We start from the raw sequence: 18,529 nt of genomic DNA on the forward strand, positions 1-18,529 counted from the left end.
GAATGAGTAATTGGGTCGATGTTACTACTGTTTCTAAAAATAACTCAATCTATAATAATGTGAAATCTTTTGAACAAAAAAGCATTCTCGGCAAGGATGATTTTTTGAGGATCTTAACCACTCAATTAGCACACCAAGATCCTTCCAGTCCTTTACAAGATAAAGATTTTATTGCGCAAATGGCAACATTTAGTTCCTTAGAACAAATGACAAATTTGAATAAGTCGTTTGATAAGTTCGCAGGAAGCCAAATGAGTCAATACGCTGCTGTGATTGGCAAAGGGGTAAGCTGGACGCCAGATGGTGCTACAAACCCTGTCACAGGTGTGGTAACTGGGGTAGCAAATCAAGATGGTAATTTCTTTTATATAATTGGCAATGAAAAAGTACCAATGGAAGAAATCTCTGAAATAAAGCAAGTAAATGTCGAAAGTAAATAATTTCTAGAAAAGAAACGCGGGAGGAATATATAATGTTAAGGTCACTTTACTCGGGAATCTCTGGAATGAAAGGTTTCCAAACAAAATTAGATGTTATTGGAAATAATGTAGCGAATGTAAATACGGTCGGATTTAAGAAGAATCGTGTCATGTTTCAAGATATTATTAACCAAAATATTGCTGGAGCCACATCACCAACGGGAAAAAGCGGCGGGGTGAACCCAATGCAAGTTGGTCTTGGAGCACGAACCGCAACGATTGATACGATTCATACACCGGGAAGCCCAATGACTACATCTGTAGGAACAGATTTAGCTATAGATGGAGATGCGTTTTTTGTAGTCAATAATGGTGAAGCAAGTTATTTAACTAGAGCTGGTAATTTCACTAGAGATGGAAATGGGACACTCGTAAATGCCAATGGATTTTTTGTAACTGGAATGGCAGGTGAAAATCCAACAGACGGGTCTCCGGCTGGGGCACTTCAATATGTTCCAATAAACATAACCGTAGATCAAACTAGTAATCTTGATGATAGTGGGAACGTAATTACAGATGAGAATGGTAATCAGAAAGAACCATTAAAATTCACATCCTACTCCATTGATTCAAAAGGTTATATTAACGTCGTTAGAGAGGATAATACAAGCGGGAAATTAGCTATGGTAATGGATCCAGCTAGTCCTAATTACGGCAAGTATTATTTGAATTCTTCAGATTCGAATGAAAATATCTCTATCGCTACAGCTGTAGCTACTAATCCAGGTGGTTTACAAAAGGTTGGCAATACAATGTTTGTGGAAACTGGAAACTCAGGGAAGCTTGATGTTGGCCGGATTGACGACACTAAGGGTGGTCAAATTGTCTCGGGTGTTCTAGAAATGTCGAATGTTGATTTAACAGAGGAATTTACGGAGATGATTGTTGCTCAACGTGGTTTCCAAGCTAATGCGCGAACAATAACTACTTCTGATTCCTTATTGGAAGAAATAGTGAACTTAAAACGATAATAGATAAAAATAATACTAAAAAGATTGATTAACTCAGGGAAGAGTTAGGGGGAAGCCCTTTGGCAGATGTACTATCGCAACAAGAAATCGATGCCCTTTTATCAGCCATAGATAATGGTGATATTAAGGCTTCTGATGTTACAGTTAAGGAAGAAAAAGTAAAGCTATACGATTTCAAACGCGCTATGCGTTATTCCAAAGAACAACTAAGAAGTATTACAAAAATTCACGAGAATTTCACACGACTATTGACTTCCTATCTTTCAGCGCAGCTTAGAACCTTCGTTCAAATTCAAATTGACCTGGTAGATCAAGTGAACTACCAAGAATTTATCGCGTCTATCCCCTCGCGAACAATTTTGAACGTGTTTGATGTTAAACCGATGGACGGAAAAATGGTTATGGAAATGAATCCCCAAGTCGCTAATGCGGTATTAGAAAGATTGCTAGGAGGGGGGCAAGGGGATCCATCTTCACGAAATGGTTCGTTAACGGAAATAGAAACAGTACTTCTGCAAAAGATTTTTTCACGCGCTTCTGACATGTATCAAAGTGTATGGAAAAACATTGAAAATATTAAGGTTAGATGGGAAGCCATTGAGACCAATCCGCAATTTATTCAAATTTCTTCCCCAAACGACACGGTGATTGTTATTGCTCTCCATACGACTATTGGAGAGATTACGGGAAGAATGACGTTGTGTCTGCCACATCTAATTGTGGAACCAGTATTACCAAAATTATCAACACATCAATGGCTTTCATCCATGTCAAAAGCAAGCGTCCCGCAGCAAGATAAATTAAAACAAAACCTGGACACTATAGGTGTTCCCGTCATCGCAGAATTAGGCAGGGCCACATTACCGATTTCCGAACTTTTCAACCTTCAAATTGGAGATGTGATTGGTATCGAAACCGGAAAAATTCAAGTCAAAGTTGATCAAATGACTAGATTTTTAGGAAACCCAGGCGTTCAAAAAGGACGATATGCGGTGCAAATCGATCAAATAATCCACTCTGAAGGAGATGACAATTAAGATGAACGAAGGGTTATTATCTCAAGATGAGATTAACGCACTATTTAATCAGATGAATGAAAATCGGAGTTTATCTATAGACGACTTCTTGACCTCCTTAGAGCAAGACGCTTTAGGTGAGATTGGAAATATAGCGTTAGGAAGTTCAACAACTGCTTTATCTTCTCTGTTGAACCAACGGGTGGAAATTACCACACCTACCTTAGCCGTGATTGAGCAAGAACGGATGGAAGAAGTAATCAGCGAAAAGCATGTAGCTGTGCATGTTGACTATACAGAGGGTATTCGTGGTAAAAATTTGTTGATGATTAAAGAAAAGGATGCAAAAGTTATTGCCAATTTGATGATGGGCGGTGACGGTACAACACTCGAACCTGAACTATCTGAAATGCATCTTAGTGCTGTACAGGAAGCTATGAATCAAATGATGGGATCGGCTGCTACATCTATGTCAACCATGTTTAGTCAAAAGGTGGATATTTCACCACCAACAATTGATATACTTGGTTTTCCTCCGAAAAAATTACAAGAACTTGATGAAGATATTATTTTGGAGATCTCTTTCCGTTTAAAGGTTGGAACTCTTATCGATTCCAATATGATTCAATTTATTCCGTTATCCTTTGGGAAGGAAATGATCCAAAAAATCCTTTCGATTAGTGAACCAGCACCGGTAGTTACTGAACCAGTGGCAGATAACAAAATGAAGGATGTGTCTTTTCATACGCCAACAGCCCAAACTGTACCTTCATCTCCATTTGGGGAAGTCTCTGTCCAAGAAAGCACGGCGAATGCTCCATTCAATGCTAATGTACAAAAGGTTGAATATGCTACCTTTTCTGATGCCCCACAAGCTGGCTCTCACTCAGGTAATATTGATATGTTATTTGATATTCCATTAGAGATAACGGTGGAGTTAGGGCGTACAAGAATGCAAATTAAAAAAATCCTTGAGTTAGGACCTGGAGCGGTCATCCAATTGGATAAATTAGCGGGTGAACCTGTGGATATTCTTGCGAACCAGAGGCTAATTGCAAAAGGAGAAGTTGTCGTAATTGAAGAAAGTTTCGGTGTGCGGATTACTGACATTATTAACCCGGTTGAACGTATTACTAAAATGTCTCATTAACTGCAAACCGTTTACAACAATGAATAATGGAGGAGAAAAAAATGGCAAGGGTATTGATCGTTGATGACGCTGCTTTTATGCGAATGATGTTGAAGGATATATTGACTAAAAATGGACTTGAGGTTGTTGGTGAGGCTGTGAATGGTGCCGATGCTGTGGATAAATACCGAGAACTGAATCCAGATATTGTGACCATGGACATAACCATGCCTGAAAAAGATGGAATCACAGCGGTGAAGGAAATAAGAGCTTTCCATCCACAGGCGAAAATTATTATGTGTTCTGCCATGGGTCAGCAGCCGATGGTATTAGAAGCAATACAGTCTGGTGCCAAGGACTTCGTTGTAAAACCATTCCAACCAGATCGAGTAATGGAATCAATTAAAAAAGTATTAGGCAGTTAATATTAATTGATCACTTTCGTAAAGTTATTTTTAAAAGCAAAGGAAGTGGGGGCTTTTGGCTACGCCGCAACTGGGAAATTGTCCGAAATGCAAGAAGTTGTACCTTCGAGTCAGAAACATTTGTGATGAATGTTATCAAAAACAAGAGGAGGATTATCTAAAAACTGCTGCCTATCTACGTGAATATCCTGGCAGCACGATTCAAGAAGTCAGTGATGAAACGAAGGTTTCGGTGACGCAAATTCGCCAATACATTTTATCTGGACGAATTCTAATGGGAAGTTTTCCTAACCTTTCCTATCCCTGTGAAATCTGTGGGAATATGATTCGCGGTGGTAAAGCGTGTAAAAGCTGTTTGGCCCAGGTAAACCAAATAAGTAATCAAACATCAAAGGAAGAAAAAGAGCACAACCCAGAGAAAAATAATAATGCTGGGGGCTACATAACACATTACTTATAATACAATAAGCGAGATGTGAATGGAACATTAGCCTAGTTCCTAGCATTCTCGCTTTCTTGTAATATAAACTAATATAAAAAACTATCAAAATATTTGGTTTTCAAATCAAAATATATGCTACCATGAGTATGTATTGATTGATTTCAAAATATATTATTTTTGAACAAGGAGAGGTAAGTAATGTTAAGTAGAGCGACAAGCAAATTGTCCATGGGTATAAAATTATGGGGTAGTTTTATTATTGTGCTTATATTTTTGGGCTCTATTTCAATTGTATCATTTAATAAGATTAACATATTAAGTGGTAATGTCGGTGGCCTTGGTAATACGCAGGTTCCTGAACTAGAGTTAATCGGAAATTTAAAAGAGGAAGTAACTAACATTAGAATGTATGCTTCAATGCATGCATACGAGCAGGAGGCAACAAGTAAATCAAACCTTGAAAAATATATTGAAACTGAATCTGTCAAGGTCAGGAAGAATATTAAAGAGCTGAAAAAACTGAATACTTCTAAAAATGATAATAAATTATTAACGAAGTTTAGTGATAACTATGAAAAATACATAGCATATACACCGGATTTTTTCGAAAAGTCAAAAAGTAATAATTATGTAGAAGTCCACGAAAAAATGTCATTACTATCATCCCTTGGTGGCACGACAATGGTGTCTCTTGAGGCGCTTGCCAAAAGTGTGAAACAGAGTAATGAAACGATCATCACGAAAGCAGATAAAGATTCATCAAGAGCGATCATTGAAATTATTGTTGTTTCTATTATTGCAATGTTTTTCAGCATTTTAGTTGCTTTTCGAATTAATAAACTCATTCGTCGTTCGGTTGAAGGTGTTGTTAAAAATGCAGAAATCACTACCGAGTCAGTGGCTGAAATCAAAAAGTCGATAGACAAAACTGCACTAGGTGCGAATGAATTAGATGCTTCGATGAATAAAGCTAATGATTCTGTAAGTGAACTAGTAGCTTCTATTCAACAAGTAGCCGGAAACACAAATGTTACGGCTTCAGGGGTTGATGAAATCTCTGCCGCCATAGAGCAAATGAGTGCTTCTATTAATTTAGTAAAAGGTAGTGCAGATTATTTAGCATCTTCTGCAGAGGAAACTTCTTCTGCGATCCAAGAAATGATGGCTTCAATTGAACAAGTGGCTGCCAGTACAAGTAATGTTTCTGAAAGTGTTGAAAAATTCTCTGAATCTATTGAAGAAATGAGCCATTCTATCAAGGGCGTAAGTGAAAATGCCGTTAGTTTAACTGCGACAGCTGAGCAAACATCAGACACTGTTGAGGAAATGATCGTTTCAATCAAGCAAGTAGCAGCTAGTGCGCAAACAGTCAACCAGCTAAGTAACAATGTTAAGGATGATGCTTATGAAGGTACCATCTCCTTGAGTGAAACGCTAAATGGAATGCAAGAAATATCTCAAGTTATCGATCAAACTAGTATTGTCATGGAAAACCTCGGAAAAAGCTCAGAAGAAATTGGCAGCATTGTAGCCGTTATCAATGATATTGCCGATCAAACTAACCTTTTAGCCCTCAACGCTGCAATTGAGGCTGCCAGGGCTGGAGAGCATGGAAAAGGCTTTGCCGTTGTTGCTGATGAAGTCCGCAAGTTAGCGGAACGATCTGCAAAAGCAACAAAAGAAATTGCAACGCTTATCAAAGGAATTCAAAACGAAACCACTGTTGCCGTTGAATCGATCAAAGATGGCGCAAGTAAAGTGAAAATTGGAAATGAGCTTGCTGAGAAAACAAACCAAGCGATTCGCAAGATATCAGAAGGTATCGCTCAAGTAACAGAAGAGATGAATCAGATCGCTAAAGCAACAGAAGAACAAACGAAGAATAGTGAATTTATTACAAAAGCTGTTGAAAGTGTAACTAGTCAGGCAGAAGAGATGACACGTTCAACGAAAGAGCAATCGAGTACTGCAGAAGCAATCGTAAAAGGTATTATTGACACAAAAGAACAAGTACAACAAATTTCGATTGCAACATCAGAACAAGCAAAAGGAAGCCACGCGATTGTTGCAGCAGTTGATAGTGTGACAAATCAATCAAGTTCGGTAACTAATGCAACGAAAGAACAGGCGCTAACCGCGGAAGAAATTGTTATCAATATTAACAGCATTAAAGAGATGGTTCAACAAATGTTAACTGCAACCAATGATCAAGCCAGATACGGGAAGGAAATTGCCATTGAGGTTGGAAATGTTCAGAGGCAGACCGAGGAACTCAATTCAAGTATCGAAACGCAAACGAAAGAAGTAGAAGAGGTCGTACAAGCAATTACAGATGTAAACTCGCAGATAAAGAAATTAAAATAGATAATAAATTTGATAGAACGCTTTCGCAATGCTTGCGGAAGCGTTTTCATATAAACACTTAAAGATTTAAATAAATAATTTTTTGATAAATATGGTATCAATATATAAAAAACTATCAAAAAATCTGGTTAAATTAATCAAAATATATGCTAAGATGAAATATATATTTGTCTTTTTTATGTAGCTAATTAAAAGCTTTAGTACTACTTTTGTATGCTATTTAGCGAGGGGAAGTTGAAATGGACTTAAGTAATTATTTAGAGATGTTTATCGAAGAATCGAAAGAACATCTGCAAGCAATAAATGATGAATTATTAAAGCTTGAATCAGATTCCGAAAACACGGCGATTGTTAATGAAATCTTTCGTTCTGCTCATACATTAAAAGGGATGGCAGGTTCTATGGGGTTCGATGACCTTGCCTCATTAACTCATGAAATGGAAAATGTCTTAGATCTCCTTCGTAACTCAAAATTAAAAACTAATTCCGATATTATGGATGTAATTTTCAAGTGTGTCGATTTAATTGAAAAAATGGTTGATAGTATTGAGCAAGGCGGAGATGGAAAAGAAAACGTAACTGACGTGGTATTACAACTAAAACAGATACAGGATCCTTCAGCTATTTTGGTATTTAATGATATTTTAGAAGCTTCCAAGCAGATGGCAGCTACAGCTGAATATGTCCTTGATGAGTATCAATCAACAGTTATTAACGAGGCCAGAAAATCTGGAAATAAATTATTTCAAATTGTTGTATCAGTTGATGAGAAATGTGTAATGAAATCAATTAGGGCTTACCTTGTTTTTCAGGCGGCAGAAGAACTTGGTGAACTGATTCTGACTATTCCTCCAGTGGAACAAATCGAAGAAGAGAAATTTGATGACTCTTTTACCCTATTAATGTTGTCTGAGCGAAGTTCCGAAGAGATTCATTCAAAATTAATTAATGTCTCAGAAATTCGGGAAGTCCTTGTTACAGAAAAGACGGGTCAAGATAGTGAAGTGGCTGGAAGTCCAGCTGAAGTAAAGGATGTTGTCGAGGAACAAAGGAGCCAACCACAGGAACGGGAAGATTCGGGTACGGCAAAGAAGAAACAGCGTTCTAAATCAATCCGTGTCGATATTGATAAACTAGACCAATTAATGAATTTATTCAGCGAATTGATCATTGATCGAGGCAGATTGGATCAGATTGCTAAAATGGCGCACATAACCGAACTGACAGAAACCGTAGAACATATGACCAGGATATCGACAGACCTGCAAGGGCTCATTTTAAATATGAGAATGGTCCAGATTGAGCAGGTATTTAATCGTTTCCCTAGGATGATTAGAGACCTGGCCAAGGAACTGAATAAGAAAGTACAGTTGATCATAGAAGGAGAAGAAACCGAATTAGATCGCACGGTTATTGATGAAATCGGAGATCCTTTGGTACATCTACTAAGAAATGCCTTAGACCATGGATTAGAGACAACTGAGGAGCGATTGGAAGCAAGCAAATCAGAAGAGGGTAAAATTTTATTGAAAGCGTACCATAGCGGGAACCATGTGTTTATTGAAGTGGCTGATGATGGGAAGGGGATCAACCGCGATAAGGTATTGAATAAAGCAATAGAGCGCGGAGTAGTATCAGAAGAGGAAGCTGCAACCTTGACCGATCAACAAGTTTACGCCTTACTATTTTCCTCAGGGTTTAGCACAGCCGATAAAATATCTGATATTTCTGGTCGGGGTGTCGGCCTTGATGTGGTTAAAACAAAGATTGAATCATTGGGTGGATTAATCACAATTGATTCCACACCAGGTAAAGGTTCAATTTTTCATATTCAATTACCATTAACATTATCTATTATCTATGCGATGTTGGTAAAAGTGGAAGATGAGACATTCGCAATTCCGTTCAATTCAATTGTTGAAATTACTACAGCAGACGAAAACAAGTTATCTACAATTCAAGGTCAAGATGTGATTCAGTTCCGTGGACAAGTGGTTCCGTTAGTCTATCTAAATGAAGTTCTTCAAGTGCCAGCGATTGAAAAAAACTCCAAAGAACTAGAACAATTTATCGTGATTGTTCGGAAGGGGAATATGACGAGAGGGTTAGTGATTGATACTGTCGTTGGGCAGCAGGAGATTGTCTTAAAATCAGTAGGGGACTATTTAACAAACTTACATTATATATCTGGTGCAACAATCTTAGGTAACGGACATGTAGCCCTCATAATCGATTCAAATCAGTTTTTTTAATAGGAAGGGTGAATAATGTTGGGAAATATAAAAGTAATCGCCTTCACACTTGGCAATGAAGAGTATGGATTAAATATAGAGCATGTCCTATCCATTGAACGACTCAGTCAAATTACTAGAGTTCCAAATGTCCCGGGATATGTTAAAGGTCTAATTAATCTTCGCGGAAATGTGATTCCAATTATTGACCTCCAAGCCAAGTTAGAGCTTGGAGATACAGAGTATACGGCAAATTCACGAGTCATCATCGTAAAATATCACGAGATTGAATTGGGTTTGATTGTTGAGAAAACCAGTAATGTAATCGATGTTTCCTCAGAAATGGTTGAACCTGTAGCATCAAGTGGAGTTAATTCAGACTTTTTTGAAGGTATAGCTAAACATGAAGGGCGCTTAATCATTCTGATAAAATTGGAAGAACTAATTAAAACGGATACTAACCAAACGACAGACGAGAATTAAGCAGGATCTGGTCTAAAATAGATCAAATGAAGAGGGGTTCTTATGGAAGATCAAATCAGGTTTCAGGATTCTAAAGTACTCATTTTTAAGTTAGGACAGGTTGAGTATGGTGTGCATATTAATCAAGTCGTCTCGATTGAAAGAATGCAGACACTTTCAATTACGCCTTATCCAAATCGACCGTTACATGTATTAGGAATGACTAAAATCCGAAATGCTGTAACACCAATAGTGGATATCCGTGCTGCACTGACAGGAGAATCACTCCAGAAAACGGATGTAACGAGAATCGTTATTGTGAGGGTTTATGATAAAGAAATCGGCCTTGTGGTTGATGCAGCAACAGATGTACTGGAGCTTCCTCCAGAATCAATTGATTACACCAATTTACTTGAAACAAAAGAGGTTTCCTATCTTTTAGGTGTCTCTAAATTAGAAAATCGTTTAGTCATTCTTCTAGATATTGAAAAGCTCCTCGAGGATACGACTAATTTAGATGAATTGAAAGAAATGATTGAATCCTATATTACTAGCAAAGAGGCAATCGAATCCTAAGGAGAGTTATTTATGTCAAAACCAGAAAAAAGTAATATTTCAAGCCGTAGTTTAAAGATTTTAAGGAGGGCAAATAATGTGCCAATGGGGATAAAACTCTGGGGCAGTTTTATTATTCTCTTAATATTTTTAGGATCGGTATCAGTTGTTTCCTACTATAAAATTAACAATCTTAGTGGGGACGTGAAATATTTAGGAAACACTCAAGTAAAAGAGCTTGAAATAATCGCTAAACTTAAAGACAGCGTAACTGATATTCGTTTAAACTTAACCAAGTATTCTTATGAACAGAGTAAAGAAGAACAGGATAAAATCAAAAAACTTGTAAACCAAGACATCCAAAAAGCAAACAATAATATTAAAGAAATGAAAAAATTAAAAGCGACGAATAATGATGAAAAATTATTTGCAGAGTTCAACAGGAACTTTGAAGACTATGTTACTGTTATTCCTTCTTTCTTTAATAAAACGGGTGGAGACGATTATTACACTTCGCATGCAAGATTAGGTGTCCTAGCATATCATGGGGATACCACGATAAGTTACCTTGAAAAAGTTGCGCAAAATGCTCAAAAAAGTACTAATGAGATAATAAATGATGCCAAGAAGAAATCAACAAATTCTCTGATTCAAATCATAGTCATTTCAGTGATTGCGATGTTTTTCAGTATCTTAATTGCATTCCTGATTAATGGTCTGATTCGTCGTACGGTCACTAGAGTCATCAAAAATGCAGAAATTACCGTGAATTCTGTAACTGAAATTAAGAATTCCATTGATAAATCAGCAATCAGTGCCCAAGAATTAGACACATCGATGAATAAAGCCAACGATTCCGTCAGCGAACTAGTTGCATCCATTCAACAGGTGGCTGGAAACACTAATGTAACCGCTTCGGGAGTTGATGAAATTTCCGCTGCGGTAGAACAAATGAGTGCTTCAATTAATTTAGTTAAAGGAAACGCAGACCATTTGGCTTCCTCAGCAGAAGAAACGTCTTCTGCTATACAGGAAATGATGGCTTCGATTGAACAGGTTGCCATAAATACAAGCAATGTAACGGATAGTGTAGAAAAGTTCTCTGAATCTATTGAGGAGATGAGCCATTCAATCAAGGGTGTCAGTGAACATGCGGAAAGCTTAACTGATACTGCTGAACAAACCTCTGAAACAGTTGAGGAAATGATTGTTTCAATCAAACAAGTAGCGGCTAGTGCGCAAACAGTGAACCAGTTAAGTAACGCCGTTAAAGTTGATGCAGTTGAAGGAACCGTTTCTCTTAATGAAACATTGAATGGGATGAAAGAAATTTCTCAAGTGATAGACCAAACTAGTGTTGTTATGGAGAATTTAGGAAAAAGTTCAGAAGAAATAGGAAGTATTATCGCAGTTATTGATGATATTGCCGATCAAACTAACCTACTTGCACTTAACGCGGCGATTGAGGCTGCCCGAGCAGGCGAACATGGTAAAGGATTCGCAGTTGTTGCGGATGAAGTAAGAAAGTTAGCCGAACGATCTGCCAATGCTACGAAAGAAATTGCCAATCTGATTAAAGGAATTCAAAAAGAAACAACTGTCGCGATAACTTCTATCAAAAATGGCTCACAAAAAGTAAAAGTAGGAAATGAGTTGGCTGAAAAAACAAACCAAGCAATTAAGAAAATTTCTGATGGTATTGCTCAGGTTACAGAAGAAATGAACCAAATCGCTAAAGCAACGGAAGAACAAACGAAGAATAGTGAATTCATTACAAAAGCGGTTGAAAGTGTGACCAGCCAAGCTGAGGAGATGACCCTTTCAACGAAGGAGCAATCAATAACCGCAGAAGCGATCGTAAAAGGAATTATTAATACAAAAGACCAAATTCATCAAATCTCGATTGCAACTGCTGAGCAGGCCAAAGGCAGTCATGCAATTGTTGAAGCTGTAGAAAATGTGACTAACCAATCAAGCTCAGTAACCAATGCAACAAAAGAACAGGCATTGACTGCGGAGGAAATCGTCCGCAATATCAACAGCATCAAAGATATGGTCCAACAGATGTTAATTGCAACGAATGACCAAGCAAGATATGGTAAAGAAATTGCGTTAGAGGTTGGAAATGTTCAAAAGCAAACAGAAGAACTTAATTCAAGTATTGAAACCCAATCCAAAGAAGTAGAAGAAGTCGTAAGTGCTATTACAGATGTTAATAAGGAAATTAAACGACTAAAATAATGAGTGTACCATAAAAAAGCCTTCGCAATAGCGGAGGCGTTTTTATGTGTTGATACGAAACTATTCAAACCATGTATCTATCAAAATACTTTTCTACAACTTATAATGAAATTTATGAAAAGTTGGGGTATAATTACAACATAATTTTGATTTATTTTGATGCTTTTTTTGAATAAAGAATTTGGGGTGAAATCACTTGAAAATACAAGATCCAGTTCGAATAAATATCGGTGATTCACGTCTGCCTGTAGCCGATCGTTCATCAACCAATGCAGCTTCCTTTCAAAAAATAATCAATACCTATTCTAAGGACCTTACTAAGGACCATCTCCAACAAATTTTCCAAGACGTGGAGCAGCAGGGCCAGCGCTTAAGTGAGAATCCAACTTTTTCTGAACTTCGTAAATATAAGGATTTAGTCAAAAAGTTTATGGGAGAGGTAACCAAAAATGGGGTTGGATTATACCAAACTGAAAGCTGGGACCCGTATGGGGGAAATAAAACCTTGAAAACAATTCAAGTTCTTGACCGTAAACTAATGGAATTAACCGATCATGTGATAAATCAACAAAATGCCGGACTTTCCATCTTAGGTCGAATTGGAGAAATTAAAGGATTGTTGGTAAATCTTTATACTTAGTAGTAAGAAGGGAGAAGTACAGTGTGCAGTATTATCTAATTGAGGCACTTTTAGTTGTAAGTATTATTGTTGTGCTGTATTTAATCGTCAAAGTTTTTTCTATGCAAAAATCGGATTACCTACAGGATCAACAACAAAAAATAATCGAAAACCAAGCAATATTGAGTCGTGAAATGCAGGAGTTAAAAGAGCTTATGATGCATCATCAAACACTCATTCGGAATAAGCATGAACAATGGAAATCCGGTCTAAAAGCTAATGAAAAAATTGAATTTAAAACTAAGATCGAAGACAGTGTACAGAATTTATTTTTAAATGATCGCTACAAGGAGATATTCGATCTTCAAAAACAGGGTCTAACCGCGGATGAAATCGCAATGCAACTCGGAAAAGGATCAGGAGAGGTATCTTTCATTCTCCAGCTGGCGGTCCAAGCACGTACCTAGGAAAAGAGGTTTGTTCATGTTAAGAGGTTTATATTCTGCTGCTTCTGGAATGTTTTCAATGGAACGGAGACAAGAAGTGCTATCAAATAATTTGGCGAATGCGCAAACACCAGGCTTTAAAAAGGATGATACAGTCCTGCGGGCATTCCCTAAATTATTCATTCAACGAATTCAAGATTTTAATGAAAATGTACCAGGTGCCTCTCAAGTACTAGGTCAGCATGTAAACATTGGTGAATTAACTAACGGTGTCTATGCTCAGGAACGGATTCCAAGCTTCAATCAAGGGGCACTGGTCCAGTCAGACCAACCGTTAGATGTGGCGATTGAAGATCAAAATATTCCACTACAGGTGGTCAACGGCCGCACCGTGAAACCAACTGCATTTTTTGCTGTTGAGTTGCCTGATGGAACGGTTGGCTATACACGGAACGGAAAATGGGATTTAGATTCGAATGGTAATTTAGTTACATCAGATGGGTATCGTGTATTAGGGGCCGATCACAAGCCGATTCAAATCAGTGGAAGTATAAGTAAAGAAGATTTGACCATTAATGCCGAGGGGCAGGTAGTGGCTAAGACCAATAACCCGCCAAAATCTACTAATATAGGACAAATAGGGATTGCCCTCGTACAAAACCCATATGATTTGAAACGACACGGTGTCAATGTCTATAAATCAGATAACCAATTGCCGTTTATCCAAGATAATGGCGGTACGAATCCAGGTGTGGCTCTCCACCAAGGGTTTATTGAACAGTCAAATGTAGATGCCGGGCAAACGATGACCGACATGATGAGTACGGTCCGCGCTTATGAGGCCAATCAAAAAGTGATTAGTGCATATAATCAAACACTTGACCAGCTGTACTCGGTTGGGAAGATTAACGGATAATCCATTCCAGAATAGGAGAATAGACTTTTGAATACGTCATTATATATTTCTTCTGGTGCCTTGCAGGCATACCAACAAAAAATTGATACCTCTGCAAACAATATCGCCAATGTGAACACGACCGGATTCAAGCGCAAAGACCAAAGCTTTTCCGAGATTTTAGCGTCACAACTCAACAATCAAGGACGGACTGGTCAAGAAATCGGCCGCCTCACTCCTAATGGAATCCGAGTCGGTTACGGCGTCCGGACAGGTCTTACTCAACTTGATATGGCACAAGGTCAAGCTGTTTCAACTGGCAATCCTTTCGATTTTATGATCCAAGGAAAGGGATTTTTTCAAGTAGGCTATCCTTCAAACGCGACCGGAGCGGCTGATGGAGTAAGATATACCCGCGATGGTAATTTCCATATAAGCCCTAATCCAAACAAACAAGGAAGCTATCATCTTGTTACAGCAAATGGCGGATTTTTACTAGACCAAAGTGGACAACCGATCGAGCTGGATGATCAATACCATGTAAGTATCGGAGCGAATGGTCAAATCCATTTGAAAAATAAAGATGGCAAGGGAACAGAATTCCTCGCTAGTCAACAAGTAGGGCTCGTTGATGTCGAAAATCCACATTTACTAAAGAATTTGGGCGGGAATGAATTTGCGGTTGAGCCGACAGCGCTGCCTAACGGTTCGGATGTTACTGACTATGTAAAATCAATGCAAACGAATGAGGTCCAGCTATCCACGGGATATCTTGAAGGCTCAAACGTCGATTTAACGAAAGAAATGACGGATATGATGTCAACACAAAGAAGCTTCCAAATGAATGCAAGAGCCGTCTCCTATGCAGACCAAATGATAGGGATTGCCAATGGGATTTTAAGATAAGTTTAATAGAGACGTTTTATAGCGTCTCTTTTTGTCTGTGAAGCGATTTAATAAAAGTACTATACTTTTTTAATAAAAATCCGATAATAAATGACAAACTACTCTACTAAGATAGATCGAATCGAAAAGGAGTGAGTAAAATGATTGATAGCAGTAATACATTGCGTGTAAGCGGGCTTGCTTCTGGGATGAATACTGATGAAATCGTCGCTAACCTTGTAAAAGCGCAAAGCAGCCGATTAAATAAAATGAAGCAAACCAAAATCACGTCAACCTGGAAAACTGATGCTTATCGGGACGTGAACAAAAAAATCTATGACTTCCGTACGGCCGTGGAAAATTTGAGGTTGCAATCGACTTTTAATAAACAGTCAGTTACATCAAGCGATTCTAGAGTTGAAGTATCAATGGGTGGGACAAGTACGCAGACCGACTTTACTATATCGGATGTAACATTAGCTTCATCTGCAAAACCAGCAATGGTAAGCTTTCCGAGTAGTTCTGCAAAGATTGAAGGTTCAAATATAACTTTTAAACTAAATGGGATACCAGCAGATACCACAGGTGACACACCAGTTGAAAACTCAATTACGCTTACTGTTGGCATGAGTTTGGATGATGCTGTGGCGAAAATTAATGAGTATAGTACTGATACCAAAGTAAAGGCCTCAAACGTAGGTGGTTCATTAGTTCTGACCTCAACAAGCTTAGAAGAACCGATCAATCTTACTTTGACGGGTACCACAACATTTGATAATTCTTTAAATATAAATAATATGAGTGCCGTAAAAACTCCTGCAACTAGTGGAAAAGTGACTATCAACGGAAAAGAGATCCCGATTTCGTCTAATAAGTTTACCTATGACGGTGTATCGATTACGTTAAAGGACAAGATTACTAGTGGGAGTGTCTCTGTTAAAATAGGAAGTGATACACAAGGGATTATTGATAGCGTTAAGACATTCGTTGAAAAATACAATGAACTAATTGCCGATTTAAATGGAAAATTAACAGAAAAACGGTATCGGGATTATCCGCCATTACTTGATGACCAAAAAAAGGATATGAAAGACAACGATATCAAACTTTGGGATGAAAAAGCAAAGAGTGGCGTACTTTCGAGCGATTCAACAATCAGATCCTTCTTGACGGAAATGCGCAATAGTTTAGTATCTACTGTACAAAACTCCGGAAGTTTTAATTCATTGAAAGATATCGGTATAAACTACTCTACTAATTATCGTGATAATGGTAAATTGGTTTTAGATGAGAACAAACTTAAAGGAGTTCTACAAACTAATTTAGAGGATGTAAAGAATCTGTTCACGACTAAAGAGACAGCCACTGGGTCTGCGACAACAGTGACAGATAGTACCTTACATCTGAAAAGTGGTTTTGGCTGGAGAATATATGAACGGTTGAATTCGACTATTACACAATTGGGGTCATTAGCTGGTTCTCCAAATTCAACAGTTGATACAAATAGCTTTATGGCTAAACAAATCAAATCTCTTGATACAAACATCGAACGAGAACAAGACAAAATAAATACCTACGAGCAAAGACTTTGGAAACAATTTGGGGCAATGGAATCAGCCTTATCAAAGCTTAATTCCCAAGGGTCATGGTTATCACAACAGTTAGGTGGGTAAATAGAGAAATAAGAACCGTTAATCTTTTTGGGGTTACTACCCTTAATGATTTATGGTTCTTTTTTTTATAAATTTATAAAAAACTATCAAACAATTTGTTAAAATCCCTAAACAATATTTTTGACCTGACGATAATAAATAACAACAAGGAATTCCTTGAGAACAAAAAAATAAATTAAAAAATAGCTAAACAATTTATTTGAGGAACCGATAAATATATTACAAAGAAATACTTGTTAACCACTTTTTTGAAACTCTTTTTATAAAACTACTAAACTATTCTTTTGATCATCCGATAATAAGAATTGTAGTAGTAAATGAATCATGGAGGATGGTAACGTGCTCATTGTAGGCAGGGAAATTGGGCAATCAGTGATCATAGATGATGTCATTAAAGTTACTGTTCTACATATAGGTTCTAAGCTAAGACTGGTCATTGATGCACCAAAGGGTATTCGGATTTCAAAGGAAAAAGATAATAAAAATAGCATGAATTATCTGAGAAAAGGAACTAAAATCATTGAGTCTCCGACCTTAATTGGAGACAATATTAAAGTGACAATTCTCCAGACAGAATCAGGACTACTTCGCTTTGGAATTGATGCACCAAGAGAAATCAGTATTTTTCGAGAAGAATTGTCTATTGAAAAACAATTATCAAACAATCAAAAAGTAAAAATACTTTAAGTTTTAATTAGTTAATTTTAGATAATAACCTTAAAAGGTTTATTATAGATAAATTTTTTCAAAGGGGAATTTCCCAAACAAAACCATAATCAAAGAATTTCAAAGGAGGATTTTTATTATGCAAATTAACCACAACCTTACAGCTATGAACACACTTCGTCAGTTGAACACTGCGTCAACTGGGCAATCAAAGTCTATGGAGAAATTAGCTTCAGGCTTACGAATCAACCGTGCTGGTGATGACGCAGCTGGTCTCGCAATTTCTGAAAAAATGCGTGGGCAAATCCGTGGGTTAGATATGGCTTCTAAAAATGCGCAGGACGGAATAAGCCTTATCCAGACTGCAGAAGGAGCTTTAAACGAAACTCATGACATATTACAACGTATGCGCGAATTAGCGGTTCAATCATCAAATGATTCAAATACTGACGATGATCGTGCTGAAATGCAAAAAGAAGTAGCACAGTTAATCGAAGAAGTAGACCGTATTGGTAAAAACACTCAATTTAATACTAAAGATATCTTAGCAACTGATCAGACTCTAGATATTAACATTGGTTCAAATTCGTCTCAAGCCTTATCAGTTGCATGGAAAGCTCAAACTAAAGACGCTTTAGGGGAAGATGCAGTAAATATTAGTGCTGTTACAGTTGCAACTAAATCTGATGCACAAACAGCTATTGATACAATGGATGATGCAATCAAGTCAGTATCAGCTTCTCGTGCTCAAATGGGTGCGTACCAAAATCGTTTAGAACATTCTATTAACAACTTGAATACATCTTCAGAGAACTTAACATCTGCTGAATCTCGTATTAGAGACGTTGATATGGCGAAAGAAATGATGAACCAAACTAAGAATTCAATTCTTTCTCAAGCAGCTCAAGCTATGTTAGCTCAAGCAAATCAGCAGCCGCAGGGAGTACTTCAATTACTTCGTTAATTATGACTAATAAAGAGACTCCTTTCCGAGTCTCTTTACTTACATACATTAAAATTAGTTCTTTAT

18 protein-coding genes are annotated in these 18,529 nt (G+C 37.5%); all 18 read left to right on the top strand.

Features of this window, described 5'->3' with window-relative positions; translation table 11 throughout:
- Positions 1 to 2 precede the first annotated feature (2 nt).
- The 18 genes from flgD (at position 3) to V7121_RS02445 (ending at position 18,463) form a co-directional block, all read left to right on the top strand.
- Positions 3 to 440 carry a flagellar hook assembly protein FlgD gene (gene flgD / locus V7121_RS02360; protein ID WP_335545576.1) on the top strand — a complete coding sequence of 146 codons (438 nt, stop codon included), beginning with the start codon at positions 3 to 5 and terminating at the stop codon, positions 438 to 440.
- Positions 441 to 472: 32 nt separating this feature from the next.
- Positions 473 to 1,450 carry a flagellar hook-basal body complex protein gene (locus V7121_RS02365; protein ID WP_335494873.1) on the top strand — a complete coding sequence of 326 codons (978 nt, stop codon included), beginning with the start codon at positions 473 to 475 and terminating at the stop codon, positions 1,448 to 1,450.
- Positions 1,451 to 1,509: 59 nt separating this feature from the next.
- On the top strand, positions 1,510 to 2,487 hold the full coding sequence (fliM, locus tag V7121_RS02370) for a flagellar motor switch protein FliM (protein WP_335494870.1): 978 nt from the start codon (positions 1,510 to 1,512) through the stop codon (positions 2,485 to 2,487).
- A gap of 1 nt (position 2,488) precedes the next feature.
- Positions 2,489 to 3,616, top strand: coding sequence for a flagellar motor switch phosphatase FliY (gene fliY, locus V7121_RS02375; RefSeq protein ID WP_335494868.1), 1,128 nt, complete (start codon positions 2,489 to 2,491; stop codon positions 3,614 to 3,616).
- Between the two features lie 41 nt (positions 3,617 to 3,657).
- Positions 3,658 to 4,020, top strand: coding sequence for a response regulator (locus V7121_RS02380; protein ID WP_335494866.1), 363 nt, complete (start codon positions 3,658 to 3,660; stop codon positions 4,018 to 4,020).
- Positions 4,021 to 4,075: 55 nt separating this feature from the next.
- Positions 4,076 to 4,480, top strand: coding sequence for a flagellar protein (locus V7121_RS02385; RefSeq protein WP_335494863.1), 405 nt, complete (start codon positions 4,076 to 4,078; stop codon positions 4,478 to 4,480).
- 180 nt (positions 4,481 to 4,660) lie between these two features.
- On the top strand, positions 4,661 to 6,826 hold the full coding sequence (locus V7121_RS02390) for a methyl-accepting chemotaxis protein (RefSeq protein ID WP_335494861.1): 2,166 nt from the start codon (positions 4,661 to 4,663) through the stop codon (positions 6,824 to 6,826).
- Positions 6,827 to 7,065: 239 nt separating this feature from the next.
- Positions 7,066 to 9,078: a chemotaxis protein CheA gene (locus V7121_RS02395; RefSeq protein WP_335494859.1), complete on the top strand. Its 2,013-nt coding sequence runs from the start codon at positions 7,066 to 7,068 to the stop codon at positions 9,076 to 9,078.
- A gap of 15 nt (positions 9,079 to 9,093) precedes the next feature.
- Positions 9,094 to 9,540 (top strand): chemotaxis protein CheW, encoded by a 447-nt coding sequence (locus tag V7121_RS02400; RefSeq protein WP_335494853.1) that lies wholly within the window; start codon positions 9,094 to 9,096, stop codon positions 9,538 to 9,540.
- A gap of 42 nt (positions 9,541 to 9,582) precedes the next feature.
- Entirely contained in the window at positions 9,583 to 10,095 is a 513-nt protein-coding gene (locus V7121_RS02405) for a chemotaxis protein CheW (RefSeq protein ID WP_335494850.1), read from the top strand.
- Between the two features lie 12 nt (positions 10,096 to 10,107).
- Positions 10,108 to 12,315 (top strand): methyl-accepting chemotaxis protein, encoded by a 2,208-nt coding sequence (locus V7121_RS02410; RefSeq protein WP_335545577.1) that lies wholly within the window; start codon positions 10,108 to 10,110, stop codon positions 12,313 to 12,315.
- A gap of 196 nt (positions 12,316 to 12,511) precedes the next feature.
- Positions 12,512 to 12,955 (top strand): YaaR family protein, encoded by a 444-nt coding sequence (locus V7121_RS02415; RefSeq protein WP_335494846.1) that lies wholly within the window; start codon positions 12,512 to 12,514, stop codon positions 12,953 to 12,955.
- A gap of 23 nt (positions 12,956 to 12,978) precedes the next feature.
- Complete coding sequence (locus V7121_RS02420; protein ID WP_335494843.1) at positions 12,979 to 13,401, top strand: DUF6115 domain-containing protein; 423 nt, start codon at positions 12,979 to 12,981, stop codon at positions 13,399 to 13,401.
- Between the two features lie 16 nt (positions 13,402 to 13,417).
- Positions 13,418 to 14,296 (top strand): flagellar hook-basal body protein, encoded by an 879-nt coding sequence (locus V7121_RS02425; protein ID WP_335545579.1) that lies wholly within the window; start codon positions 13,418 to 13,420, stop codon positions 14,294 to 14,296.
- A gap of 27 nt (positions 14,297 to 14,323) precedes the next feature.
- Positions 14,324 to 15,181, top strand: coding sequence for a flagellar hook-basal body protein (locus tag V7121_RS02430; RefSeq protein WP_335494839.1), 858 nt, complete (start codon positions 14,324 to 14,326; stop codon positions 15,179 to 15,181).
- A gap of 140 nt (positions 15,182 to 15,321) precedes the next feature.
- Positions 15,322 to 16,833 carry a flagellar filament capping protein FliD gene (gene fliD / locus V7121_RS02435; protein WP_335494836.1) on the top strand — a complete coding sequence of 504 codons (1,512 nt, stop codon included), beginning with the start codon at positions 15,322 to 15,324 and terminating at the stop codon, positions 16,831 to 16,833.
- Between the two features lie 339 nt (positions 16,834 to 17,172).
- The gene (locus tag V7121_RS02440) at positions 17,173 to 17,520 is read left to right on the top strand and encodes a carbon storage regulator (protein ID WP_335494833.1); all 348 of its coding nucleotides are present in this window, start codon (positions 17,173 to 17,175) and stop codon (positions 17,518 to 17,520) included.
- A 118-nt stretch (positions 17,521 to 17,638) separates the two neighbouring features.
- Complete coding sequence (locus V7121_RS02445; RefSeq protein WP_335494830.1) at positions 17,639 to 18,463, top strand: flagellin; 825 nt, start codon at positions 17,639 to 17,641, stop codon at positions 18,461 to 18,463.
- Positions 18,464 to 18,529 lie beyond the last annotated feature (66 nt).

Origin of the sequence: Neobacillus drentensis (assembly GCF_036962125.1) — a bacterium.
GTDB lineage: Bacteria > Bacillota > Bacilli > Bacillales > Cytobacillaceae > Neobacillus > Neobacillus drentensis_B.

Excerpts from the sequence above, each read along its gene's own strand:
- V7121_RS02445 (WP_335494830.1), top strand. The coding sequence starts at position 17,639 with ATGCAAATTAACCACAACCTTACAGCTATGAACACACTTCGTCAGTTG.
- V7121_RS02410 (WP_335545577.1), top strand. The coding sequence starts at position 10,108 with ATGTCAAAACCAGAAAAAAGTAATATTTCAAGCCGTAGTTTAAAGATT.
- V7121_RS02395 (WP_335494859.1), top strand. The coding sequence starts at position 7,066 with ATGGACTTAAGTAATTATTTAGAGATGTTTATCGAAGAATCGAAAGAA.
- V7121_RS02425 (WP_335545579.1), top strand. The coding sequence starts at position 13,418 with ATGTTAAGAGGTTTATATTCTGCTGCTTCTGGAATGTTTTCAATGGAA.
- fliY (WP_335494868.1), top strand. The coding sequence starts at position 2,489 with ATGAACGAAGGGTTATTATCTCAAGATGAGATTAACGCACTATTTAAT.
- V7121_RS02390 (WP_335494861.1), top strand. The coding sequence starts at position 4,661 with ATGTTAAGTAGAGCGACAAGCAAATTGTCCATGGGTATAAAATTATGG.
- flgD (WP_335545576.1), top strand. The coding sequence starts at position 3 with ATGAGTAATTGGGTCGATGTTACTACTGTTTCTAAAAATAACTCAATC.
- V7121_RS02365 (WP_335494873.1), top strand. The coding sequence starts at position 473 with ATGTTAAGGTCACTTTACTCGGGAATCTCTGGAATGAAAGGTTTCCAA.
- V7121_RS02400 (WP_335494853.1), top strand. The coding sequence starts at position 9,094 with ATGTTGGGAAATATAAAAGTAATCGCCTTCACACTTGGCAATGAAGAG.
- V7121_RS02405 (WP_335494850.1), top strand. The coding sequence starts at position 9,583 with ATGGAAGATCAAATCAGGTTTCAGGATTCTAAAGTACTCATTTTTAAG.
- fliD (WP_335494836.1), top strand. The coding sequence starts at position 15,322 with ATGATTGATAGCAGTAATACATTGCGTGTAAGCGGGCTTGCTTCTGGG.
- V7121_RS02380 (WP_335494866.1), top strand. The coding sequence starts at position 3,658 with ATGGCAAGGGTATTGATCGTTGATGACGCTGCTTTTATGCGAATGATG.